General features: G+C 40.9%; 22 protein-coding genes. 14 read left to right on the top strand and 8 right to left on the bottom strand.

Features of this window, described 5'->3' with window-relative positions; genetic code table 11:
* Genes EHQ31_RS04265 through EHQ31_RS04255 form a run of 3 tightly spaced genes read right to left on the bottom strand, consistent with a single transcriptional unit; the run spans position 1 to position 3,210 of the window.
* Positions 1-612, bottom strand: coding sequence for a hypothetical protein (locus EHQ31_RS04265; protein WP_135569868.1), 612 nt, complete (start codon positions 610-612; stop codon positions 1-3).
* The gene (locus tag EHQ31_RS04260; RefSeq protein WP_135569866.1) at positions 613-2,103 is read right to left on the bottom strand and encodes an NAD(P)H-hydrate epimerase; all 1,491 of its coding nucleotides are present in this window, start codon (positions 2,101-2,103) and stop codon (positions 613-615) included.
* Positions 2,104-3,210, bottom strand: coding sequence for an LIC_12708 family protein (locus EHQ31_RS04255; protein ID WP_135569864.1), 1,107 nt, complete (start codon positions 3,208-3,210; stop codon positions 2,104-2,106).
* A 132-nt stretch (positions 3,211-3,342) separates the two neighbouring features.
* On the opposite strand from EHQ31_RS04255, the gene rimP reads away from it, so the two are divergent.
* The 14 genes from rimP to EHQ31_RS04185 all read left to right on the top strand — a co-directional run bounded on the left by rimP (position 3,343) and on the right by EHQ31_RS04185 (position 18,032).
* Positions 3,343-3,831 (top strand): ribosome maturation factor RimP, encoded by a 489-nt coding sequence (rimP, locus tag EHQ31_RS04250; RefSeq protein ID WP_135569862.1) that lies wholly within the window; start codon positions 3,343-3,345, stop codon positions 3,829-3,831.
* 4 nt (positions 3,832-3,835) lie between these two features.
* Entirely contained in the window at positions 3,836-5,233 is a 1,398-nt protein-coding gene (gene nusA, locus EHQ31_RS04245; RefSeq protein ID WP_135569860.1) for a transcription termination factor NusA, read from the top strand.
* 15 nt (positions 5,234-5,248) lie between these two features.
* On the top strand, positions 5,249-8,002 hold the full coding sequence (gene infB, locus EHQ31_RS04240) for a translation initiation factor IF-2 (protein ID WP_135569858.1): 2,754 nt from the start codon (positions 5,249-5,251) through the stop codon (positions 8,000-8,002).
* 10 nt (positions 8,003-8,012) lie between these two features.
* Complete coding sequence (gene rbfA / locus EHQ31_RS04235) at positions 8,013-8,483, top strand: 30S ribosome-binding factor RbfA (RefSeq protein ID WP_135569856.1); 471 nt, start codon at positions 8,013-8,015, stop codon at positions 8,481-8,483.
* A gap of 78 nt (positions 8,484-8,561) precedes the next feature.
* Positions 8,562-9,491 carry a tRNA pseudouridine(55) synthase TruB gene (truB, locus tag EHQ31_RS04230; RefSeq protein ID WP_135569854.1) on the top strand — a complete coding sequence of 310 codons (930 nt, stop codon included), beginning with the start codon at positions 8,562-8,564 and terminating at the stop codon, positions 9,489-9,491.
* Between the two features lie 26 nt (positions 9,492-9,517).
* The gene (rpsO, locus tag EHQ31_RS04225) at positions 9,518-9,784 is read left to right on the top strand and encodes a 30S ribosomal protein S15 (RefSeq protein ID WP_100742754.1); all 267 of its coding nucleotides are present in this window, start codon (positions 9,518-9,520) and stop codon (positions 9,782-9,784) included.
* Positions 9,785-9,789: 5 nt separating this feature from the next.
* The gene (gene pnp / locus EHQ31_RS04220) at positions 9,790-11,880 is read left to right on the top strand and encodes a polyribonucleotide nucleotidyltransferase (RefSeq protein ID WP_135569852.1); all 2,091 of its coding nucleotides are present in this window, start codon (positions 9,790-9,792) and stop codon (positions 11,878-11,880) included.
* 37 nt (positions 11,881-11,917) lie between these two features.
* The gene (locus EHQ31_RS04215) at positions 11,918-13,204 is read left to right on the top strand and encodes a M16 family metallopeptidase (protein ID WP_135569850.1); all 1,287 of its coding nucleotides are present in this window, start codon (positions 11,918-11,920) and stop codon (positions 13,202-13,204) included.
* 126 nt (positions 13,205-13,330) lie between these two features.
* A complete protein-coding gene (dut, locus tag EHQ31_RS04210; protein ID WP_135570963.1) occupies positions 13,331-13,774 on the top strand; it encodes a dUTP diphosphatase in 444 nt (147 codons plus the stop codon).
* Positions 13,775-13,846: 72 nt separating this feature from the next.
* Positions 13,847-14,644 carry a flagellar basal-body rod protein FlgG gene (flgG, locus tag EHQ31_RS04205; protein ID WP_004788667.1) on the top strand — a complete coding sequence of 266 codons (798 nt, stop codon included), beginning with the start codon at positions 13,847-13,849 and terminating at the stop codon, positions 14,642-14,644.
* The gene (gene flgA / locus EHQ31_RS04200) at positions 14,644-15,594 is read left to right on the top strand and encodes a flagellar basal body P-ring formation chaperone FlgA (protein WP_135569848.1); all 951 of its coding nucleotides are present in this window, start codon (positions 14,644-14,646) and stop codon (positions 15,592-15,594) included. The genes flgG and flgA overlap by 1 nt, the downstream gene beginning before the upstream one ends.
* Positions 15,595-15,600: 6 nt before the next feature.
* Positions 15,601-16,359: a flagellar basal body L-ring protein FlgH gene (locus EHQ31_RS04195; RefSeq protein ID WP_167481629.1), complete on the top strand. Its 759-nt coding sequence runs from the start codon at positions 15,601-15,603 to the stop codon at positions 16,357-16,359.
* A 57-nt stretch (positions 16,360-16,416) separates the two neighbouring features.
* A complete protein-coding gene (locus EHQ31_RS04190; RefSeq protein WP_420844106.1) occupies positions 16,417-17,514 on the top strand; it encodes a flagellar basal body P-ring protein FlgI in 1,098 nt (365 codons plus the stop codon).
* Between the two features lie 35 nt (positions 17,515-17,549).
* The gene (locus EHQ31_RS04185) at positions 17,550-18,032 is read left to right on the top strand and encodes a rod-binding protein (protein ID WP_135569844.1); all 483 of its coding nucleotides are present in this window, start codon (positions 17,550-17,552) and stop codon (positions 18,030-18,032) included.
* An 80-nt stretch (positions 18,033-18,112) separates the two neighbouring features.
* On the opposite strand, the gene EHQ31_RS04180 is transcribed toward EHQ31_RS04185, so the two are convergent.
* Genes EHQ31_RS04180 through EHQ31_RS04160 form a run of 5 tightly spaced genes read right to left on the bottom strand, consistent with a single transcriptional unit; the run spans position 18,113 to position 23,530 of the window.
* Entirely contained in the window at positions 18,113-20,464 is a 2,352-nt protein-coding gene (locus EHQ31_RS04180) for a YhjD/YihY/BrkB family envelope integrity protein (protein WP_135569842.1), read from the bottom strand.
* Positions 20,461-21,354 carry a class I SAM-dependent methyltransferase gene (locus tag EHQ31_RS04175; protein WP_135569840.1) on the bottom strand — a complete coding sequence of 298 codons (894 nt, stop codon included), beginning with the start codon at positions 21,352-21,354 and terminating at the stop codon, positions 20,461-20,463. Before EHQ31_RS04175 ends, EHQ31_RS04180 begins: the two co-directional genes overlap by 4 nt.
* On the bottom strand, positions 21,354-21,962 hold the full coding sequence (locus EHQ31_RS04170) for a class I SAM-dependent methyltransferase (RefSeq protein ID WP_135569838.1): 609 nt from the start codon (positions 21,960-21,962) through the stop codon (positions 21,354-21,356). The genes EHQ31_RS04175 and EHQ31_RS04170 overlap by 1 nt, the downstream gene beginning before the upstream one ends.
* Positions 21,959-23,161 carry an ATP-grasp domain-containing protein gene (locus EHQ31_RS04165; RefSeq protein WP_135569836.1) on the bottom strand — a complete coding sequence of 401 codons (1,203 nt, stop codon included), beginning with the start codon at positions 23,159-23,161 and terminating at the stop codon, positions 21,959-21,961. Before EHQ31_RS04165 ends, EHQ31_RS04170 begins: the two co-directional genes overlap by 4 nt.
* Positions 23,162-23,530, bottom strand: coding sequence for an RNA recognition motif domain-containing protein (locus tag EHQ31_RS04160; RefSeq protein ID WP_135569834.1), 369 nt, complete (start codon positions 23,528-23,530; stop codon positions 23,162-23,164).
* Between the last annotated feature and the right edge of the window lie 17 nt (positions 23,531-23,547).

Raw genomic sequence — 23,547 nt, 5'->3', positions numbered from 1 at the left:
TCACAGATACGGTTTTTGTTTGATTTGGAAAGTGTAAGTCCTGTCTTCCGAATGGATGAGAACCTGCGAATAAAAACCTAAATCCAGAGAACGAAATTTGGAACGAAAGATAGATGCTTCTTCATCAAAAATTTCTTTGCGACAATCTGAAACTAAACCTTTCCATTTTTCTTTGGAAACTGAATGGTATAAAAAGCCGTTGGCATTGGCGGGAATGGTTCTGTTTTCCCAATGGATCTCTTCCTGGAAACACAAAATCCCTAACCTTGTTTTGATGCGAAATTCCGATTTCCATTTGGGGTTTGGAACCTGGACGGGATTTTTTGTATTATTTTCTATAAATAGAAAGTATCCTTGGAACTTATCATCTTCTTCTCTGGAAAGACTTAAATAGGTTGGGTATCCGTCTACGATCTGTTTGTCGGACTGGGTGCGGTTTTGGAAACTTCCTGGATTTAAGGCTCGAAACCCAATATAAAAAATCAAAACAACGAGGACCAAATCTATCAGAAGAACCACCTGTCTCCATCTTGTTTTTCTATTTTTATCCCCAATTTGTTTTAGGTAGTCTCTGAATTCTTCGGGGGAACGAGAATGGTATCCTTTTCCCATTTATACTAACTCCACAAGGGATTTTAGAATTTGGTGGGCCGAAGGATAGGGTTCTTCCAATTGTTTGGAATGATCCAAAAAGGATAAAGCCAATTGTACAGATTCGGGAATACTCAAATCCAAACTAAGGTATCTTGCCAAAATCCCTGACAACAAATCGCCAGTTCCCATCGTTGCCAACTTGGGATTCGGAGATTCCCAAACATAAGAAAAACCATCGGGACAAACAAGAAGACTCACAAAGGATTTTAATAACACATACACATTGTTTTGTGGACAGAATTCAGCTAACGTATCATAGGCGGCCTGGATTGAACTATGTGTTTTTCCCGTCATTCGATTTAGTTCTCCGACATGAGGTGTGAGAAGGATTTGGTTTCCTTTAGGAAGTTTGGTTCCGAAACTGGGAATCGCTCCCGCATCTAGAACTAGTTTTTTTCCTTCGGGCAAAATCCATCCTTCTAAATCTTTTGGATACTGGGTAAGGCCTGGTCCCGCTACGATCGTTTTTGTTTTCGTAAAAAAAGGATCTTCTGAGATTTCTAAAAAAGAAGAGGTTTTTGACATTTTAGAAAGATCTTCTTTTAAAACATAGGAACTGATTTGAGAAGAAGGGGAGAATATTTTACTAATCCCACCACCGAGTCTTGAAAAGGCTTCTTCGGAAAGTAGTATTGCCCCTTCCATTCCTTTTTCTCCACCATAAAAAATCGCAGAACCTGCACTGTATTTATGGTCTTTGTTTTTTCGTTTCACCATAGAAATCGCCGATTCAGGATCTGGTTCCAAATAAAATCGATTGGAAAAGTTCTCTTGGTTTAAGTGGGTTCGAATGGGAAATCCAATGGACTCGTAGTATCTGGGAATGATGGAATCCTTTTCATAAATAAAACCTACGTTTTCCCATTTTCTAGTTCCAAGTTCTTCGATGGAATCCGCATACACAAATACATTGGATTTTTCTTCCTTCCCCAAAATGTATGGATTCCAACCACTAGGAGTATCTAGGGACAAACGGTAAAAAAAGACTTCGGATTCATTGATGGTTTCAATGAGTTCCAAAAGTTCCGGTGAAAGTTCCCCTTGGAATCCTGTTCCAAGTAGGGCATCCACTAGTAAAACAGAGTCTTCCTCTGCCTCTTCCCATTCTTTATAAAAATCTTCTAAATTACGAGTGTCACCAAGTGTTTTTTTAACCAAGGTTTCATAGAACTTTCCCGCCTCAGATTTGTTTGGTGCCGTGGAAAAACATTGAACTTTATATCCTTCTTGGTAAAGGGTGTGGGCGAGGGCATACCCGTCCCCGCCGTTTCCGCCAGTCCCGCAAAGAATCCAAATGGACTCTGCAGTTTTCCATAAATCTTCATTGGCATGAAATACAGAAAGGGCAGCCATTCCCATTAAGGTCTCTTCAGGAAACCCAAGTTCTTTGGTTGTGAGTGAATCTAATGCCTTAGATTCTTTATTGGTGAATAAAGGTTTCTGTTTCATTTAAATCCAGCGATACACTTCGAGAGCGCCTGCGCGAATGCGAACCGAATAAATATTATCGAAGGCATCGGTATAGGTTTCTCTCCATTGACCGCGTGGGCTAGAAAAAGGAATTCGTTTGTTATTGATATGGTTTCCTTCTTTGTCATGGACTTGGAGTCTTGCTGCATTTCCACCGTCTTCTGTTTCCCAAATATAAAACTCTCCATTATTACGAATGGAAAATAAAATCTCCGAAGGGTCTTGGATTTCTTTTAAAAATTCAGAACTTTTGGAATCAAAAACAAACCGAAAAATCCTTCGGAACTTAAACCGTTTGTCTTTTTTGGAATAATAACTAAAAGATCCGAGAACATACTCTCCTTCTGGATGGGGAAGGAGTTTATCGAGAGTGATATCAAATTCTTTGGCATCATTACTTGCAAATACATCAAGCCCAGATTCTTTTAAATTTCCTTTAAGTTCTCCTTCTTCAAAATAAGAAAGTCGCATTTCTTCAGCAATTCGATGGTAAACAAAAAGTTTGTCTCCATCACCCGGTAAAATATACTCAATATAACGAAATGGCTCTGAATTTTTTCCAGAGGCTCCTAACATAAATTTCACGACACCTTTTTGTGAAATTTGTACAAGAAAGGATGGAAGCACCGTGGTTCCTTGTGTGGAAAAAGCACCACTGTAGGTTTTATATAGATTTTCCCCGCCTTGAGGAAGTTCCATACCTTTGGTAGAAATTCGATTTTGCACAATGAGATCGCCGTCTTCATTCATGGCAACAATGCCAATCCCACCAAAGCGGAAAGGATAATGAGGAATTCCTGAAATGGATTTAAAATCGGGGTTTCCGAGTGTGGCGTCGAGCCTGCCGTTTCTGTCAAAAAGTTTGATTACCGCTTGTTTATTGTCAGCAAGAGCGCTAATATTGGAAGAATTAGGGATGGTTAAAGGGACGTTGGTCAGTACTTGGTTTACCACCACACCTTCAAAACTCTCATTGGTCCCACCGAGAGGGATACGAAAGAGGATTTCTTCTTTTAGGTTCTCGACTCGGAATCTTAGGCAGGAAGTGGAAACGAATAGGGTAAGAAGGAGATAAAAGGTTCGCATGGTGCAACATCCATTCCCTAATTTTTTATTTACAGGACAACTCGCTTTTCCTAGCTTGACAGTAGACATGTTAAATTTTAGCATGAGCTGGGTCTCTTATACAGATTCCTTTGGGAATCTTTTGGAAATGGTTTGGTATATACCGAGGAAAACATCAGAGAACTTATTTTACGCGTTCTCGCTCCACCTCTAGCGCTTTTTTCGCTCCAAGTACAGAATCGGAAAAACCACGCCCTCATTGAGATAGAACTTGATCATCTTACAGACAAAACTGGCTCCGCTAGTTTGGAAGACTGTGAGAATGTGTCTAGGAGACTCAAAGAGGAGCTGGATTTATGGGGAGATGAATTTGATTTCACTCTCCAAGTCTCCTCCGCGGGAGCAGAACGTGTTTTGCGCCTGCCGGAGGATTTAAGTCGTTTCCAAGGACTTTTAGTCAAACTAGAAGTACCGCTGGAAGCAGGAAAATGGGACAAACGATTGTATCGTTTGGGACCGGTTTCGGGGGATTCTGTCGAGCTTACGCTTTACGATCGTAAAACTCGACACAAAAAGAACCAAAAATCGGTATTGATGCCCATCGCAGAAATACGAAAGGGAAATTTGTATTTAGAAATTTAAGACTATGGCGACAAAACAAGCAACGAAAGAAACTGGGCTATTCGAAGCCATCCAACAATTCTGTCAGGACAAATCTCTTGATAGAGAACTCGTACTCGGTGTCATCCGAGACTCCCTTCTTGCCGCCTATCGCAAAAAAGTCGGTTTGGAAGCGGAAACGGATGACCGTTGCCAAGTAGACTTTGGATCCGACAACAAAAACGAAATCATCATCTCCGTATTACGCGATGTGGTAGAAGATAAAACAACAAACCCTCTAGAGATCTCTTTAGAAGACGCACAAAAATTGGACCCAAAAGCAGAAGTGGGAACCCAAATCAGAGTGTTTGAAAAACCACAAGACCTTTCTCGGGTTCTTTCCAGCCAAGCAAAACAAATGGTATTCCAACGTTTGCGAGATATGGAAAAAGAATTACTCTACCAAGAGTATAAATCCAAAGAAGGGGAACTCACTCACGGTTATTTCCAACGTTGGAAAAAAGACATCATGTCCATCGACCTAGGAAAGGTAGAAGGGATCATGCTAAAAAAAGACCAAAACCCTGGGGAAAAATACCGCCAAGGGGATCGTCTGAAAGCCATTATTTCTCGTGTGGAACTAAGACCCCGCGAGCCAATGCCTGTGATCACACTCTCTCGTGCTTCGGGTGACTTTGTGAAAAAACTTTTCGAAATGGAAATTCCAGAAGTATACGATGGGATTGTCGAAATCAGAGATGTGGCACGTATTCCGTCTTACCGAACAAAGGTGGTTGTGACTACAAGTAAGTCCGATGTAGACCCAGTGGGTGCTTGCGTAGGAATGAAAGGGGTTCGTATCCAAGCCATTGTTCGGGAACTTGGAAATGAAAGAATTGATATTGTCCTTCATTCGGATGAACCAAGTGTATTCATTGCCAATGCGATCTCACCGGCAAAACCTGTGGAAGTGCATGTGGACAGAAAAAGAGGAGATGCTCTTGTCATCGTTCCCGATGAATCTCTCTCTCTTGCGATCGGAATCAACGGATCCAACGTAAAACTGGTATCCCAACTTTCCGGTTTCAAAATCGACATCAAAACAGTATCCCAATACAACCAAGAACTAGCTTCACCAGAAGCTCGTGAAAAACTAGATCGACTCTTCAATGCCCAACAAGAAGCAATGGAAGAATCAGAAGACCAATATGAAGATGCTTCAGAAGAAGGTGATGAGGACTCTGAGTTCACTCCACTTTCTGAAGTTCCTGGTCTTACCCCAAGGATCGTTGGCCTTCTCGAAGCCGGCGGGATCAAAAATGTGGAAACCCTTCTCGAGTTCAGCCAAGAGGAACTTTCGAAAATTTCCGGAATCGGGAAAACGACAGCAGAACAAATTTTACGACTGCTTCGTGAATCTATCGAATGGGTAGAAGAGGGTTAAGTTTTAAGGCATAATATGGAAGAGCAAAAATCGATTAAAGAAACCCTCCAGCAGGGAGCCAGTGGTGACAAAACCAAGAAGAAGCTTGTCATCAAGAAAAAAGCGGCGCCTGCAGATGAGAAAAAAGAATCCAGTGCGAACACGCAAGCGCAAGAATCAGCAAAACCTGTTTCTACGCCTACACCTGCTTCGGACAAAAAGAAGGATTTGAATGAACTCATTCGTGAGGAAGCCAAAAGACAGGGACTCGGTTCCGGTCCGCAAGCTCCTTCCCAAGCATCACCGATTGTGTCCCGGCCAGAAAGAAAACCGGAACCACAACCAGAAAGACCTCCGATGGATCGTAAACCTGAATCCATCCTCTCCGGTGATACTTCTTCCCCTAACTACCGTTCCGGTGGACCTGGCCAAGGTGGCCAACAAGGGGGAGGAAACCAAGGTTATTTTAGAAAAGAAGATCGTAACCCTATCGTTTCGCGTCCTACGACTCCGCGTCCACAAAGACCGGAAGGCCAAAGCGGTGGATACCAAGGGAATCGCGGGCCTGGACAAGGCGGCGGTGGATACCAAGGAAACCGTGGACCTGGCCAAGGTGGCGGTGGATACCAAGGAAACCGTGGACCTGGACAAGGCGGCGGTGGTTACCAAGGAAATCGTGGACCTGGACAAGGTGGCCCTGGTGGATACCAAGGAAATCGTGGACCTGGACAAGGCGGCCCTGGTGGTTACCAAGGAAATCGTGGACCTGGACAAGGCGGCCCTGGTGGTTACCAAGGAAACCGTGGAGCTAGACCCATCGGACAAGGTGGACCTGGAAGTGGCGCAGGAAGACCTCCTGGCGATGCTCCGTTTGGTGCACCCGGTGGACCTCCTGGTGCAGGCGGTGCCAGTGGTGCCAAAAAGAAAGTATTCGATAAAGAAAAGGGCGGGAGAGAAGAAAACGAAAACACTAAGTTTTTCAAACAATCTTTCCGCAAACAAAAGGCGCAAGCTGCAGCTTTAGCGGCCGTTCCTAAAGAAATCTCCATTTTGGAAAACATCCAAGTGGGAGAGATCGCTAAAAAACTGAATTTAAAACCTGGTGAAGTCATCAGTAAACTCATGAAAATGGGGATGATGGTAACTATCAATAATGTGATTGATGCAGAAACAGCATCCATCCTTGCAGATGATTATGGTTGTAAGGTGAAGATTGTTTCCCTTTACGATGAAACTGTCATCGAAGAAGAAAAGGATGCACCAGAAGACTATATCACTCGTCCTCCTGTGGTTACCATCATGGGTCACGTGGATCATGGTAAAACCAAACTTTTGGATACCATTCGGTCTTCCCGAGTGGCAGAAGGGGAATCTGGCGGGATCACTCAGCACATTGGCGCTTACCAAGTAGAAACAGAACGCGGAAAAATCGCCTTCCTAGATACACCTGGTCACGAAGCCTTCACTTCGATGAGAGCACGTGGTGCCTCTGTCACTGATATTGTGGTTCTAGTAGTTGCTGCTGATGATGGGGTGATGCCTCAAACGATTGAAGCGATCAACCACGCCAAAGAAGCAGAAGTACCAATCATCGTTGCAGTCAACAAAATTGATTTACCAGCTGCGAATCCCGAAAAGGTAAGACAGGAACTCTCAAACTACGGATTACAACCGGAAGAATGGGGTGGAACTACCATCTTCTGTGATATCTCTGCTAAGAGTAATATTGGAATTGATAAACTACTTGAGATGTTAATCATCCAAGCAGAATTACTGGATCACAAAGCCAATCCAAAACGAAAAGCAAAAGGAACCATTGTAGAAGCAAAACTCGATCCAGGTCGTGGTGCTGTGGCTACGGTTCTCATCCAAAACGGAACTCTTCGTGTGGGTGATGCCTTTGTTGCGGGAGTTCATGCCGGTCGTGTGCGGGCTATGTATGACGACCTTGGACGTTCGATCAAAGAAGCAGGACCATCTTTTCCTGCTCTTGTGACAGGACTTGATGGAGTACCAGATGCAGGAGCTCCTTTTGATGTGGTTGTGGATGACAAAGAAGCAAGAACCATCTCTCATAGCCGTCAAGATTATGAAAGACTAGGCCAATCGAAAAATGCTGCCACTCGTGTGACACTAGACAATATGAGTGAGATCATCAAACAAGGTGCTCTCAAAGAACTCAAAGTCATCATCAAAGCAGACGTTCGTGGATCTACAGAAGCGGTAAAAGAAGCTCTCGAAAAACTTTCGACTGTTGACGTTCGCCTCAATGTAATCCATGCAGGAACGGGTGCCATTGTCGATTCCGATATCATTTTGGCATCGGCATCGAATGCAATCGTGATTGGTTTCCATACTCGTGCGAATCCAAAAACGGTTTCCCTAGCGGAGAAAGAAAAAGTCGAAATCAAATACTACAGTATCATCTACGATGTAGTGAACGAAGTAAAAGCTTCTATGGAAGGAATGCTCGAACCGGAAAAAGTGGAAAACATCATTGGTAAAGTTGAGATCAGAGATGTATTCAAAATTTCCAAAGTGGGGAACATCGCGGGTTGTATGGTGAAGTCTGGTAAAGTGACTAAACAAGCCTATGTCCGTGTTGTTTCTAGCGAAACCGGTGAAATCACTTGGGAAGGTAAGATCAAAAACCTCAAACGTATGAAAGACGATGTGGCTGATGTTCTCACTGGATTTGAGTGTGGTATCTTACTCGATGGATTCAATGACTTCTCTGTGGGTGATGAAATCGAAGCATACGAGATTCGCGAGATTGCTCGTAAACTGTAAGGTAGCGTAAATGAATCCTATTCGAATGAAAAAACTCGAATCGGAGATCATTCGCCTTATCTCCACTGCCATTTTGGAAGGAAAGGTAAAAGACCCTAGGGTCTTTTTGCCGAGTTTCCACCGAATCGAAATTAGTGAAGACTTAAAGTATGCGAAAGTATACTTTACAGCACTTTGTAATAACAACGAAAGAAAAAAGCTAACACAAGGGCTTGTCTCCTGTGCTGGTTTTTTATCTTCTCTTGTAGGTAAAAATTTACACTTACATACTAATCCAAAATTTAGTTTTGTCTGGGATAATAATTACATCAAAAGTTTGGAAGTGAATCGTCTGATTGATGAATCAGCTCCCAAAACTCTTTTTGAAGAACTCCATCCAGACCAGTCCGAATCAAATACGGATTCAGAAGATGATTCGGAAACGGATATTTCATCTCCATCCCAAACAAAAACTGACGGTGATGGAATTAACCAAGAGTAAAACGAAAGAATCGTCAAAAAGAATTCTTTTTAACTTTTTTATACTCTTGCAACTTACTTTGATTTGGTGACAATTCTTATGTCTAAACCCTATCATTCTGGATTTTTATTTGTTTATAAACCACCTGGAATCACAAGTTCCGATTTGGTTTTAAAAACCAAACGGATCTTAGGTCAAAAGTCTGTTGGCCATACGGGAACCCTTGACCGGTTTGCAGAAGGACTCCTCATTTTACCTTGTGGGGACTATACTGCGTTTTCCCAAGTATTTCTCGGAAAAGATAAAACATATCTGGCCGAGGTGATTGTGGGACTTCGTACTGATTCGGGTGACCCGGATGGGGTTGTGGAAGTAGACAATAGGGAATCCGCAAAGAAAAAATTTTCTACTGAATTTCCCATGCAAAGATTGGATGCGGAACTACAATCTCTTACCATTCAAAAGACACAAAAAGCCCCGAAAATCTCAGCACTCAAAGTCGGAGGAAAACGTCAGTCCGACCTTTTTCGAGAAGGGACAGTGGTAGAAGAAAAGGAACGGGCCATAACCATCCATTCCGTAAGGGACATCCAAAGGACAGAAGAGGGGTTTTCTTTCCGTATCCATGTAAGTTCTGGAACCTATATCCGCAAAATCATCTTAGACCTTTCTGAAAAATGGGGAATTCCTCTTTCTCTAGGGAAACTCGTCCGGGAATCCATTGGGGATTACGATTTGAACGGGGTGAAGATTCTCGACCATATTTCTGACAAGGACCTCAAGAATTGGAAAGAAGTGTTCCCACTTCCCACACGCATTGTGGATGAAACAGAAAAAAAAGCCGTGATCCACGGAGGATACATCTGGGACAAACTTCCGAAACCAGTGGAAAATGGTTTTTATATCGTAGACGCAGACGAAAAAACAATCCTTGCCTGGTGTGATTATGAAGGAAAACCGGACCACATACCTTACCGATACCGAAAAGTATTTTTTGATCCTTCTGCAAAAATTATGTTTTCTAAATGAGACCTTATTAAAATCTGGACACTAGTATGATCACAAAAGAACAAAAACAGCAGATCATTGCTACATTCGGTAGCAAACCAAACGACACAGGTTCTGCAGAAGTACAAATCGCTCTTCTCGACTCTCGAATCAAAGACCTTACTGAGCATTTCAAAGCTAACAAGAAGGACTTTCACTCTCGCCGCGGTCTTATCGCAATGGTGAACCAGAGAAAGAGTTTGTTGGAATATTTGAAAAAATCCAACGTTGAAAGTTATAAAAAGCTGATTGAAAAACTCGGCCTTAGGAAGTAATTCCTATGGCTACAGAGTTCACTGGTTCTTGGGGTAGAGACTCTATCACCATTGAGACCGGCAAGTGGGCGAAACAAGCTCACGGGTCGGTTGTATACAAAACCGGAAATTTGGTCCTGCTTGCTACTGTTTGTGCAGCTGACGAACCAAAAGAAGGACAAGATTTTTTCCCTCTCACTTGCGAATACACGGAGAAAGCTTACTCGGTAGGTCGTTTTCCTGGCGGTTACTTCAAACGGGAAGCAAAACCGGCAGAACATGAAGTTCTTCTTTCTAGAATTTTAGATCGTCCCATTCGCCCTATGTTTCCTGAAGGATACTTCTCTGAAGTACAACTTCTAGTCCAAGTTTTATCTGCTGACAAACAAGTATCTGTCCAAGGCCATGCAATTAACGCAGCTTCGGCGGCACTTTCTGTTTCTTCCATTCCTTTTGCAGGCCCTATCGCTGGTGCTCGTATCGGTCGAATTGGTGGTGAGTTTATCTTAAACCCAACGAACGAAGAAATTACAAAATCAGATTTGGATTTGGTAGTTGCGGGAACTAAAGATGCCATCGTTATGATCGAAGGGGAAGCAAACGAAATCTCCAAAGAAGATATGATGGCTGCCCTTCGTTTTGCCCAAGAACAGTTGAAAGTGGCTGTGGCAATGCAAGAAGAGTTGGCTAAGAAAAATGGAACTGTCAAAAAGGAAGTTGTATTAAAAGCTCCTGATAAAGACCTCCATACAAAGATTCGTGAGTTCGCGTTTGATCGTTTGACTGCTGCTAACAAAAATGCAGACAAAGCAAAACGTAACGATGACATCAAAGCTATCAACAAAGAAACAGTAGAACATTTTAAAACTCTACTGGCTCCTGAAGACAAAACAAAAGATATCAAACATTATTTACATGAATTAGAATATGAAGTGGTCCGCGAACTTGTGCTAGGCGAAGGGATTCGTTTTGACGGTCGGAAAACCAATGAAATTCGTCAAATTTCTTGTGAGATCGATGTGCTACCTGGACCTCATGGTTCGGCTGTTTTCACTCGTGGACAAACCCAATCTCTTGGAGTCATGACTCTTGGAACCACTTCCGACAACCAAAGATACGAAACTTTGGAAGGTTCGAAAGAGAAGAACTTTATGTTGCACTATAATTTCCCAGCATTTTCTGTGGGAGAAGTGCGACGTAACTCAGGTCCTGGTCGCCGTGAAATCGGTCATGGAAACTTAGCAGAACGTGCCATTAAAAAAGTCCTTCCTACGCAAACTGACTTTCCTTATGTGATTCGTCTTGTTTCTGAAATTTTAGAATCGAATGGATCATCCTCAATGGCTTCCGTTTGTTCGGGAACCTTAGCCCTTATGGCTGGGGGAGTTCCGATTTCTGGCCCTGTGTCTGGAATTGCTATGGGTCTTTTCAGTGATGAAAAGGGTCGATTTGCCGTTCTTTCTGACATTGCAGGAATCGAAGATCATTTTGGGGATATGGATTTCAAACTCGCAGGAACTAAAAAAGGAATCACAGCTTTCCAAATGGACCTGAAAGTCAATGGTCTAGGACTCGAAGTTTTACAAAAAGCCATCGAACAAGCAGAAGTAGGTCGTGACCATATCCTTGGTGAAATGAACAAAGCGATTTCTTCTGTGAAAGGTAATTTGAGCCTCAATGCACCACGCATCACTCAAAAACAAATTCCAAAAGATCGAATTGGTGAACTCATCGGTCCAGGTGGAAAAATGATCCGTGCGATCATAGAACAATCTGGATCTGAAATTTCAGTGGATGATACTGGTAAGGTTACTATTGCTTCTCCTAGTGAAGAGTCAAAGGCGAAAGCCATTGCCATGATCGATGGAATCTTTGAAGAAATCGAAGTTGGTAAAATCTATGATGGTGTCATCAAACGAATTGCTGATTTTGGTGCCTTTGTGGAAATTCTTCCTGGTAAAGAAGGTCTCTGTCATATCTCTAAACTGGATGTGAAACGAGTGCAATCGGTTCGTGATATTGTTTCCGAAGGGGACAAAATCCAGGTAAAGGTTATTTCCGTTGATAAAATGGGAAAAATTGACCTTTCTCGCAAGGATGTTCTTTTAGACAACTAAACAGTCCCCAAACAACAGTTTGGGGGGAGTAAAACCAATGGCATCCGTCATCGAGTGTAAACGAACCGTTTTACCCAATGGGTTAACGGTTCTCTTCCAACCTATGAAACACGCATCCTCTATGGGGGTGGGTGTTTTTTTAAAACAAGGCAGTCTTGCCGAAACCAATTCAGAACATGGATACTTTCACTTTTTAGAGCATATGCTCTTTAAAGACACAAAAACACGTACAAGTAAAGAAATTGCTGAATCCATCGAAAGAGTGGGTGGAATTTTAAATGGTTCCACTGGCCGTGAATACACTCAGTACTACGTAGTTGCTATCAAAAACCAAGCGGAACTCGCTTTTGAAATTCTTTCTGATATGCTCTTTCGTCCTCTCTTTCGTAAAGAAGACATCCAAACAGAGAAGGGTGTCATTATGGAAGAGATGCGTTCTTACGAAGACGCCCCCGATGATTTTGTTTATGATTATTATTTTCGTAACATCTTCGGGAAGTCACCTTACGGCCGTGATATCATTGGAACCAAAAAATCGGTCACTGGGGTCAGTGAAAAATCCATACGGACTTTTTTTGAAAAACACTATTTCCCTAAAAATATGGTGATTTCCGTATCTGGAAATTTCACTTGGGAAAAAATCTTAGACCTAACAAACAAATATTTTTCTTTTGAAAATCCTAAGGGCAAAAATCCTACAGAACTTATCATTCCAGCACCTAAAAAAAGTTATTCGAAACATTTGGAACGCCGTAAAATCGAACAGTTCCATATCATGCTTGGTGTGAATGGAAACAAAAGGGATTACCGAACGGTGACTGTCTCCCAACTCATCTCTACGATTCTTGGTGGGGGAATGGCATCTAGGCTTTTCCAAAACATCAGAGAAAAAGAAGGACTATGTTATAGCATTTATAGTTTCCCTTCGTATTACAAAACCACAGGATTATTTTCTATTTCTTCTGCGACATCTAAAGAAAAGGCAGCTCGTTGTGTGGAACTCATTCTAAAGGAACTGGAAAGTATATCCAAAAATGGATTTTCCAAATCGGAACTTGCGGATGCAAAGTCCAACCAAATGGGTTCGATTGCCATTGGGTATGAACTTCCCGAAAACCGAATGAATAATATTGGTCTCCAAGAAATCTACTATGGAAAGTATTTTTCTTTGGAAGACCGAATGAAATCCATCAAGTCAGTGACCTTAGAGGAAATCAATGAATCCGCAAAACAATTGTTTGATTTAAAAAAAGTTCATTTGTCTTGTGTGGGTGATATGTCAGAATCTCAGTTTTCCAAAATTCCTACGCAGTTTGGTGGTTAGGCGATAAACTTTGGAAAGATGCCAGAAGCCAGACGCTGGATTTGAAGATGCAAAACCATAGGTTCAAACACGGAACCTGCTTAATTTGAACCTAAACAACGAAAAATGAAGTTTACAAAGGATAAAATGAAATTACCTGAAATTCATATTCAGATTTTAAAAGAGGGAGCAGTGGTCCCTGAATACAAAACCTCTGGTTCTGCAGGAATGGATTTGTCGGTTTGCCTTTCTGAAAACCTCATCCTGCCGAAAGGGGAAGTGGTCTTTGTTCCTACAGGACTTGCCATGGCGATCCCGGAAGGATACGAAGGCCAAATTCGACCAAGGAGTGGATTTTCCACAAAGAACCGAATTATGATGCCAAATACCCCAGGAACCATCGATTCTGATTACCGGGGAGAAATTCTCATTCCACTACTGAACTTGAGTGGGGCCGACTTTGTTTTGGAGCCCGGAACTCGGGTGGCCCAAATTGTCTTCCAAGCAGTGGCACAGCTTCCAATCCAAGTGGTAACAGAACTTTCTGCCACAGAAAGGGGAACCGGCGGGTTTGGAAGCACTGGAAAATAAGACATAATTAGAAAAAAAGACACTTAGCTTTTTTTGAACTCTACCGATAGGAAGCTGTAGAGGTGCCTTTTTATGATGCGATCCCTTTGGACCGGTGCTACCGGGATGATTGCCCAACAATTCCATATTGATACGGTTGCCAACAACTTGGCCAACGTAAACACCACAGGTTTCAAAAAGAATCGTGTGGACTTCGAAGATTTAGTGTACCAACACCAAGTGCTTGCGGGAACTCCAGCCACCTCTGTTTCCGAAATTCCTACTGGTGTGAATGTGGGCCATGGGGTAAAAGTCGCCGCCACACAGAAGTTATTCGAGATTGGATCTTTCCAAGCCACAGGAAACAAACTAGACCTAGCCCTAACAGGTGAAATGGCTTTTTTTAAAATCCAAATGCCAGACGGAACTTTCTCTTATTCAAGAGACGGATCTTACAAAATTGATTCCAACCAACAAGTGGTGACCTCTAACGGTTACTTACTCGAACCACCAATCATTTTACCAGAAAACGCAATCCTAAATACCCTTATGGTTTCGGAAGAGGGAGAAGTTACCGTTAAAATCGGCAATGACATTCGTCCCACAACCATCGGCCAATTGGAACTCTACCGATTTGTAAACCCAGCCGGACTCCAAGCTGTAGGGAAAAACTTGTTCCGTGAAACTGTGGCATCTGGTCCTGAAATTCCAGGTATGCCTTCCCAAGAAGGGTATGGTAGTGTTTTACAAGGTTTCTTGGAAATGAGTAACGTAAAGATCGTAGAAGAGATGGTGAATATGATTGTGGCACAAAGGGCCTACGAATCGAATTCCAAAACCATCCAAACCTCGGATAACATGCTTTCTACGGCCATTGGTTTGAAACGTTAATGAAAGTTTGGTTCCTCGTCCTTTTTAGTTTTGGTTTTTCTTTGCCCATCGTGGCAAGTGCAAAAGACTTTCGACTCTACTTAAAACCCAAAACCATTGTGGGTGCGGGTGAGATTCGTCTTTCTGATTTTACCAACTGGAAAGGAAATTGGAACCCAATCCTCTTTCAAAATTTACAATCACCGAAAATTCTCACACCAGAATCTTTGGTGGGTATTTTGAATTCTCGTTACATTGCAGAAACAAAAGAATCGGAAGAAGCTGTTTCATTTGAAGTAATGGGTAACGCGGGCATTTTACTCCCCAAAACGACTACTGTTTCCAAAAAAGAATTGGAACGTTCTCTCTGGAAGGACTTAAAGGAATCCGTAGAACAGACGATTGGTGAGGATGGAGATTTGTTTCGATTGAGTTCAGAAAAAGAATCTATTCAAACAATCTCCGGAACCAAACTCGTTTGGCGTAATACGGGTCGCACTCTACACGGAGGAAAACGTCTTTTTCCTTTGGACTATTATTTTGAAGGAAAGATGATCCATTCGGAATCGGTTCCTTTTTTAATTGAAGAAAAGAAAAAGGCATACTTTACGACACGAGAAATTCCTGCAAAGACAGTGCTAACGGAAGAAGATGTAGAACTACGCTCATTTTTTACAGCAGACCATAACAGGGAATATGTGGAAGAAAGTCCTGTCGGCAAAACGGCTCTTGGTGCTCTTACTAGTGATACGACCATTGAAAAAAAACAAGTAAGGACTTTACACACCATTGAAAGGGGACAAGAAGTACAACTTGTTTATACTGCTGGAAATTTATTATTAAAAATCAAAACAAGGGCACTTGCCTCAGGAAACCGAGGCGATGAAATCCCTGTCCTCAATTTGGCATCACAGAAAATTTTAAAAGCCAAAGTCCAAAACGAAGGGATCTGCCTTCTGGAAGAGATATAAGATTTTATGAATCTAAAGAAAAATCCCAAGTCAAAATTAAGTAGGAACAGAGATGCAAAACTAAGTTCCCCGAAGACACCATCAGTAACCAGAAAAATTCTGATTTTCTTTTTTGAGTTGGCAATTCTTGGTTTATTGACTTTCACAGGCATTTCTCTTTCCGCTGCGGATTCTTTATGGAAAGACAAAGATCCATATTCGTATCCGAAAACCATCCAACCAGGAACTGTAGTTAAGGTGGTTTTGAAAAACGGACTTCGTGTGGAATATGAATCGGAATACAAAGCTACTTTTGACAATGATATCAAAACCGTTCCCGATAAAAAGTTAGTCCCGGATCTCCCCGCTTATAATTCGAACTCAACTTATATGCGTTCCAAAGTGGGAAAATCCAAATCCCAAGGCAAAGTGGTAGGAGTGATGGCAGTCCTTGTTACAGGAATTGATCCAGGAACCGGAAATTTGGAACTTGAGGGAAGTAAGGTGTTTAATCTTTCGGAAGAGAGGATTAACCTTCGTTTGTCGGGTACCATTTCTCCAGAAGATTTGGATAAAAACCGTTTTATTTCGAGTGATCTCATTGCCAACCTAAGAGTGGAATACCAAGGTACTTTAAATCCTAAGGAATTAACAAATCCGAACATCCAAATGAAACGGATCACAAATCCCGATGGAACAGTAACTGAAAAAGCAGAACTATCGGAACAAGAAAAACAAGAAATCATTTTAAAGAATATCAAACGACTCTTAGGTGAAAGTGAGTAAGAGACAATGCCTATTTTGAAAGAAAATCGATCATCGAACCAAGAGTTAAAAATTGAAATTTTCCGTTTTTTTGCAAATCCTTTCGTGGCACTTGCCATCTTTCTCTTTGCAACTCTCCCTAGTTTTGCTGTAGAAACTAGACTAAAAGATTTAGTGCGGATTGATGCCGTGCGGGAAAACCAACTGACTGGATTTGGTCTTGTGGTAGGTCTTAACGGAACAGGGGATACAAAAAATCCACTCACGGAAGAGGCCTTACAAAATTACCTTGCCGGTCTTGGTGTGAATACCAAAAAGAATCTAAGAGATGCCAAAAACACAGCATCTGTTCTTATCACTGCCAATGTTCCTGTGAACCTTAAAGAAGGGGATAAAATTGATGTTTTGGTTTCGTCTCTGGGAGATGCACGTTCTCTTGAGGGTGGAGTGCTTTTACAATCTCCACTAAAGGCGGGGAATGGAGAAACCATTGCTGTTGCTTCCGGCGTACTTGCGTTTGGTGGAAAAGAGAAAAAACGTGGTGGTGCTGATAAAAAATCCGGATCCAATACCGCCCTTGTTCCTATGGGAGCCATTTTGGAAAAATCGGTTCCCAATGCCCCTGTAACAAAATCGGTTAAACTCACACTCCTCGAAAAAGATTATACAACGATGGGTGCGATTGTGGATGTCATCACCGCCGAACTTCAAGTAACTCCCGAAGTAGTATCACCCACAGAAGTCCTTGTTCCCCTTCCATTAAAAACTTCCGGCCAAACTTCCACAGGAGAAATGGCAACGGGGGAACCCAAACTAGATTTGGCCTTTCTTTCCCGGTTAGAGAATTTAACAGTCAATTCTTCTCCTGTCGCACGGGTTGTGATCAACGAAAGGACGGGAACCATTGTGATGGGTGCAAACATTCCCATTGATGAAGTGGCCATTTCCCAACAAGGATTAACCATCCAAATTGCGAATAGAGACAAGGCGCGGTATTTTTTCCCCATCCAAGAAGAAGGTAAGGGTGAATCTGTTTTTGTTTTAAAGGAAACTACCCAAGTTTCGGACGTGGTGGGTGCCTTAAATAAAGTCGGAGCTTCCACGCGGGACATTATTTCGATTTTAGAGGCTTTGAAAAAACAAGGAGCTTTAAAAGCAGAACTTGTGATTCAGTAATTGGAAATTCTGCCGATAGATTTAGAAGACATAATATGGACATTCACAAAATCCAAGACTATTCCGGAAGACTGAGCCGTTCCCAGGACGAATCCATCCTGAACCGGATGAAAGCATATTCAGACGAAATAAAACCACTGAAAAAAGATGGGATCTCGGATTTTCAAAATCTACTAGAAACTCATGAAGAAATTATGGGGAAGGTGAGTTCCTCTTCTCTCCGAGTTCCACAAAACATTCGTGAAGAAATTAAAGAAGATCCTTATAGAAAAAAACTTTATGATGCATCAGTAGAATTTGAATCGGTTTTTGTGAAGATGATGTTAAAAGAAATGAAAAACACCATCCATAAAGAAAAAATGATCGATGGTGGTTATGCGGAAGAAATTTTTGAAGATATGTTATACGATGAGTATGCGAAGAACATTTCTCAAAATGAATCTATGGGGCTTGCAGAAGAGATTTACAAACAAATGTCTGCCTCACTTCCGCCAGTGAAAAAAAATCCTTATCTGTAAATGTTAGCCTTTCACCTTACGCCAGATAGGCTAAAGTTCACTAACCTAAATAAAAAGAAATTCCTTTCATTTTTATCGACTTAAACCAAATCTTTAAAAGAGATCTTCTTTAATTCCTCTTTTAATTTTTCCTCTATCTGATTTAAACTTTCTTTCAGTTTGGGTGAAACTTTCATTAGGTCTTTCGGTGCACCTAATTTAAAACTAGAAGTTTCTTCATACAATGCTACCAAATCGATTTGTTCTTTTAGTTTTACGGGCGCTATCCTTTTGTCTTCAGTGATTTCTAAAAGTTTTGCTCCATTTAATTTTTCAAGAATGTCATTTAACTCTTTTTCTGGCATCAAAAGTGTTTTTCTCAGATTTGATAATTTGATAAGTTCCCCATTTTTTAACTGGTGGTCGTAGGTGATTGTCAATACTTGGATGGTTTTGTAGAACTCATACGATCGATTACTATCTATATCTTCAAAAGGATGTTTCGGAAGGATATAACGATCAGGAAATTGTAAAGTAGCCGTGACTTCCGCACCATATAAAATGATGAGTGAGATAGAGTAAATCGCAAGAAGGGCAATGGGGATTGCTGCCAGAGCTTTATACACTAACATCGTTTTTTCGGTAAAGGAAGTTAGATAGATATTGATAAATCCCCAAAAGAAAATGATAAGAATGATCCCTGTAACCGCAGCTCCAATCGAGGAGGCTTTGATCGGGACTTTCGTATTGGGGATGATATTAAAAATTAATAAAAAGAAAAGCCAAAGGGCAAGGAGAGGAAGGAGGATTTGAAAGATTGAATACAAAGAGAAAAACCTTTTTCCACCTTGGTATTTTTTCCAAATGGTTTGACCTTTCTCATCTTCCTCAACTCGAATGATTTTATTAAATTCACCTACACCAACAATGCCTAACATTCCTTCGTTGAGAGTTTCTGCTTCATTTTGTGATTCGATTTCGATTCCATCTTCCAGAGGCAAATTGGATCCGTCTAATGGCAATTCCATATCCTTTGCTTTTTTGGAGAGTAAAATCATATCGAGAATCATTCCCTCTTTTCCTTTATAAGCGGTAGACCAATTTTCTCCTTCGTCTTCGGATAGTAAAATGTCACCGAGCGAAGTTAAGATGAAGATGTCATAATCCTGTTTTTTGGGAGAGGTGAATACCCATACCCTTTCATAAGAATATTTTCTGTGACTTAAATCGCTCCAGGTATATCCTCCATCAGTAGTTTTGAAGATAGCTCCATTATCTCCGACTAAAAAACCTACATTTCTAGAAAGGAAGGCAATATCATTTAATGGTTTGGGAGAAATTTCCTGTGGGAAAAAAGTGGTTCCTCCATCGCTTGTTTTCCACAACCTTCCTTCCCGGTCCAAGATAAACCCATCTTTTTCCGTAAAGAATCTAACACGAATTGGTGTGATATTAGGATCTGTGAAACGTTTGATTTCTTTTAAAGTTTTCCCTATTTCATAACGAAGTGTGCGAGTGTCTTTGGTAAGAATGAATAAAGTGTCAAAATCGATAGCACCAAAATCTGAAATAGTAATTCCTTTTAATGAATGAAGTTTCCAAGATTTACCTAAATCGTTGGAATATAAAAAAGTTCCGTCTTCGGAAATGGTAAATAAGTCATTTCCAACACTTCGAATTCTAAAAAAATTTTCTTTTGTGATATCTGGTTTTTTACAGGTCCCAGTTTCCACAGTATCAAAATCAACGCAGAGCATGTTTTCAAAATCAATACTTGAATTGGGAATAAAAGAAATGGATTTATTGAGTTCTTTGATGGTTCCTATATTTCCTTTTTCACCGGCCACCCATAGTTCCCCTTGTTTGGTGGAAACAATAGACTTTAAATGAGGCGGGCGAACCGAATCGGAAATTTTATCTGTGATATTTTTCCCAACAACAAAAAGTAGGGGGCCAAAAGAAATTAGGAAAAAGTAAAATACAAATTTATTAATCACATTTCTGTGAAGGTCAATTTTCCAAATGATATGGAAGGCTTTTTCTAGAGATCTTAAAACTGCAGTTGCAGAAAAAATAAAAACAACAAAACCTACGGCTCCAATTTGAGAAGCAGTTGATATAATGTCTGTTAGTGTATCAAGATAAGGAGTGATATCAAATTGGATATTATTTCTAAGTAGGTAGGCATTGATATCATCTACCATTTCTCCCTGTCTTGTTTGGATTCCCGATGCTACGGTAATCAGTGCTAGGGCAACCGTTAGAGTTGGGATGAGGGTAACGATGGTAGTGTAGGCAAGACTTGATCCAATGATAAGACAATCATCTTTCATAAATCGATGTATGGATACAAGGAGAACCCGAACCCCTAAAATCAGTTTTCTTTTCCAACCATTCTCTTCTGGAATGGCTGTCATTCTGATTAGTAATGATTGTTTTGTTAGAGTGTTCATGCGGTTTCCTGTTTTTTGAAGGCGTATAAAATGTAACTAGAAGTGATTGGGAATCCATTTCGTTTCCATTTGGATTTAAAATGGTAATACGAAATACGAAACCAATTTAGATAATCTTTCCAATTATGAAAGGATCCTCTTGATTTTTTTAGTTTCGCATATAACGGAAAATCCACTCCGAAGTACGATACAAAACGACTAAATCCTAAGTTCGTCAATATATTTTTTAGGATGGTGTCTGAGTAATAAAAAACATGACCGGGCATGTAATAATGATAATTGGATCCTTCTGATTTTGCCTGCCATCCATCAAAATTGGCGGTTTGGAGGAGAAGGAGGCCACCCGGTTTTAGGATTCTTGTGAGTTCTTTAAAAAAAAGTTTGGGATTTTCAATATGTTCAATCACTTCAACAAGTGTGATGACGCTAAAATGATTGTCTGGAAAATTTGCCTCCATTAGAGTTCCGTTAAATGTGGGAATTCCACTGTCATTCGCATAACTGGCAGCATACGCGGAGATTTCAACGCCTTGAATGGAAAAGCCTTCTTCTCTAGCAATTTCTAAGAATCCACCAAAGGAAGAACCTATATCTAAAAAGTTCCCGGTACCTACAAACTTTTTTATATTTCGAATCCTTGCTTTCCATACATATTGAAAATACTTTTTATGATCCCTTTCATCTATATATGTATAATCTGCTTTGCCTTGGTAGTAATCTTTGGAATAAAGTTCCTTTTGGTTTGGGCGAGGGAAGAGTGCTTGGAGTTTGCAAGTTTTACATTCAACTATGGACAATCCGGAATATTTTCCAGTCGTAGTATATAGAGGTACCCAATCACAAGTTTGGTTCAGTGGGCATTCTTCAGATAAAGAAAGAATTTGATTCATTACTTTTCAGCAAGGAAAAACCAATGGCAAATTCGTTCCTCCAGTTTGCCAAGGGGGGTTCTTTCCGAATAACCGATGGATACTTTTGAAAAAATAGATAAAAAATTTTTCAAATTTTCTAAAGAATAGGTTTCCGCATAACCACCGCTTAGATCTGCCAAATTCATTTTACCTTGAGTGAGACCTAAATGAGTATCTCCGTCTGCACGAATGGAACCCAATAGATAACCACCTTCGTCTAGTGATTTATATAAAGAAGATAAAAGAATTTTGGCATCCTCTCTTGGGTTATAATGAAAAACACCCCAACTCACAATGAGTCCAAATTCTTTTGTTGAAAAGGGAAGATTAATATCTGGAGTATGTAGAAAACGAATGGAAGAACTTTCCTCATTTAACAGGTCAATGGTAGTTTTTGCAGTGTCGCAGGCAGTGACTGTATAACCTTCATTTTGGAGAAGGTAGGAATGCCTTCCAGAACCACATCCGAAGTCGAGAGCATTCCGGTTCCTTGGTTGGATCCGTGACAAAAGTCGTACTAAATTTTCGTCAGGAAAGGCCAATTTTGATTTTGGTCTTTCATAATGTTCATCCCAGACATTTTTCATGAATTCAATCTTTGAAAAAGGGAGTCTAACCAATCTTCGGTGGAAATAGATTGTTTGGTTGCAATTCCAAAAACTTGGGTTCTTTTGTGATTACCTTCTAATTTATCTAAGGCCACACCCGTTTGAACAATTTGTTTTTGGAAAAATAAAGTTTCCCCCGTGTTTGTTTCTAAGGTCACAGGTTCTCCCATTTTTTTTTGGCGTTCTGGAGGAAGTGTAAACACTAACGCAGACTTGGTGATCCCGTCTTTTGCCTTTTTTAAGAAAACTGGCCTTGTTTTTTCACCAATGGTAACAGAAAGTAAATCATTGAAATATTTGTATCCGTAGTGTTCTGGAATTAATACATCGGCTAAAAATTCTCCTCCCACTTCTGGGGCTGATTCGATAAGAAGGCATTCTTTATTTTTAGTGATTTTGAATTCGGCAACAAAAGGTCCTGTTTTTAGTTTGGTCGCTGTCACAACGGCTTGGCAGATCATTTTGATTTCCCCCGCCATATCGATATGACGAGAAGGAGCCACATGAGCCACCTCGATAAAGTTAGGTTTACCAGTTGTGATTTTATCTGTGAGGGAAACCAAGTAAAATCGTTTTGTGATAACGAAACCAAGGACAGTGACTTCATCTCCTGGGATGTATGGTTCTAAAAGGTAACTTTCGCTAGTTTTTAATTTTGTGAATTTTTTATAATCTGCTTCGTTTTCAAGAACAGTAATTCCCTTTTTCCCAGAACCTTCTTTGGGTTTGGCGATGAGGGGAAAACTTAAATCCATTTTTTTTTCTTTGGATTTAAGTGATAAATTAGAATGGAGGGATGGAGGCAGAGGAATTCCAAACTTTTGAACAGAGTTTTTGAATTTTTCTTTATCCAAAAACAAATTCACTGTATCCCTTGGATTTCCCCGAAGTTTTAATTTTTCGGCTAAATACGAAACAGTATACACTGCCTTTCCAAAAGAACGGGATCCCACTCCCATCAGTTTGAAAGGAAGTGGGACTCGGCTCATCGCATGCAGAATTTTCCTATACTCATGAGTCGATTCTAATATGCGAATGTCTGAATCTACAAGACCTGGTGCCTCAGGATTTGTGTCTACGGAGATGACTTTGAGTCCTCTGGCTTTTGCTGCATGGATGAGAGGGATTTGATTCTCTCCGGCTCCAATGGAGAGGTAACTACCGGTCAGTTGTCTCATCTAAGAACCGCGAGAACCGCCTCTCCTTTGTACACCCGTGTTACCGCCGCCAGTAGTTTGGTTTCTACCGAAGGTAGGTTTTGCGACCGCTGGGCTTCCTTTCTTTTTGGCAGCTTCATTTTGCGATTTAGTCAGTTCTTCTTGGTTTACAATGACGATGGCCTTACCTTCGATTTCTTTTCCGTTGAGAGCAGAAATCGCCTTGGTAGCATCGGCATCCGCCATATCTGCCGTTCCATATCCCAAAGATACCTTTGTGATTTTGTCCCGTTTGATTTGGAGGTGTTCCACTTTTCCATGCGCAGAAAGAAGTTTTTCTAAGGCTTCTTCAGTGAGAGACTGGGGTAGGTTTCCGATGGATAACTTCATGTCCTTCTTTTCTCCTA

The sequence above is a fragment of the Leptospira montravelensis genome, from assembly GCF_004770045.1.
In the GTDB taxonomy this organism is placed as follows: domain Bacteria; phylum Spirochaetota; class Leptospiria; order Leptospirales; family Leptospiraceae; genus Leptospira_A; species Leptospira_A montravelensis.
This window is presented reverse-complemented; position numbering and strand designations above follow the sequence as displayed.

Coding starts and splice junctions, on each gene's coding strand:
- EHQ31_RS04265 (WP_135569868.1), bottom strand. CDS start 612: ATGGGAAAAGGATACCATTCTCGTTCCCCCGAAGAATTCAGAGACTAC.
- EHQ31_RS04260 (WP_135569866.1), bottom strand. CDS start 2,103: ATGAAACAGAAACCTTTATTCACCAATAAAGAATCTAAGGCATTAGAT.
- EHQ31_RS04255 (WP_135569864.1), bottom strand. CDS start 3,210: ATGCGAACCTTTTATCTCCTTCTTACCCTATTCGTTTCCACTTCCTGC.
- nusA (WP_135569860.1), top strand. CDS start 3,836: ATGGCGACAAAACAAGCAACGAAAGAAACTGGGCTATTCGAAGCCATC.
- infB (WP_135569858.1), top strand. CDS start 5,249: ATGGAAGAGCAAAAATCGATTAAAGAAACCCTCCAGCAGGGAGCCAGT.
- rbfA (WP_135569856.1), top strand. CDS start 8,013: ATGAATCCTATTCGAATGAAAAAACTCGAATCGGAGATCATTCGCCTT.
- truB (WP_135569854.1), top strand. CDS start 8,562: ATGTCTAAACCCTATCATTCTGGATTTTTATTTGTTTATAAACCACCT.
- rpsO (WP_100742754.1), top strand. CDS start 9,518: ATGATCACAAAAGAACAAAAACAGCAGATCATTGCTACATTCGGTAGC.
- pnp (WP_135569852.1), top strand. CDS start 9,790: ATGGCTACAGAGTTCACTGGTTCTTGGGGTAGAGACTCTATCACCATT.
- EHQ31_RS04215 (WP_135569850.1), top strand. CDS start 11,918: ATGGCATCCGTCATCGAGTGTAAACGAACCGTTTTACCCAATGGGTTA.
- dut (WP_135570963.1), top strand. CDS start 13,331: ATGAAATTACCTGAAATTCATATTCAGATTTTAAAAGAGGGAGCAGTG.
- flgG (WP_004788667.1), top strand. CDS start 13,847: ATGATGCGATCCCTTTGGACCGGTGCTACCGGGATGATTGCCCAACAA.
- flgA (WP_135569848.1), top strand. CDS start 14,644: ATGAAAGTTTGGTTCCTCGTCCTTTTTAGTTTTGGTTTTTCTTTGCCC.
- EHQ31_RS04195 (WP_167481629.1), top strand. CDS start 15,601: ATGAATCTAAAGAAAAATCCCAAGTCAAAATTAAGTAGGAACAGAGAT.
- EHQ31_RS04185 (WP_135569844.1), top strand. CDS start 17,550: ATGGACATTCACAAAATCCAAGACTATTCCGGAAGACTGAGCCGTTCC.
- EHQ31_RS04180 (WP_135569842.1), bottom strand. CDS start 20,464: ATGAACACTCTAACAAAACAATCATTACTAATCAGAATGACAGCCATT.
- EHQ31_RS04175 (WP_135569840.1), bottom strand. CDS start 21,354: ATGAATCAAATTCTTTCTTTATCTGAAGAATGCCCACTGAACCAAACT.
- EHQ31_RS04170 (WP_135569838.1), bottom strand. CDS start 21,962: ATGAAAAATGTCTGGGATGAACATTATGAAAGACCAAAATCAAAATTG.
- EHQ31_RS04165 (WP_135569836.1), bottom strand. CDS start 23,161: ATGAGACAACTGACCGGTAGTTACCTCTCCATTGGAGCCGGAGAGAAT.
- EHQ31_RS04160 (WP_135569834.1), bottom strand. CDS start 23,530: ATGAAGTTATCCATCGGAAACCTACCCCAGTCTCTCACTGAAGAAGCC.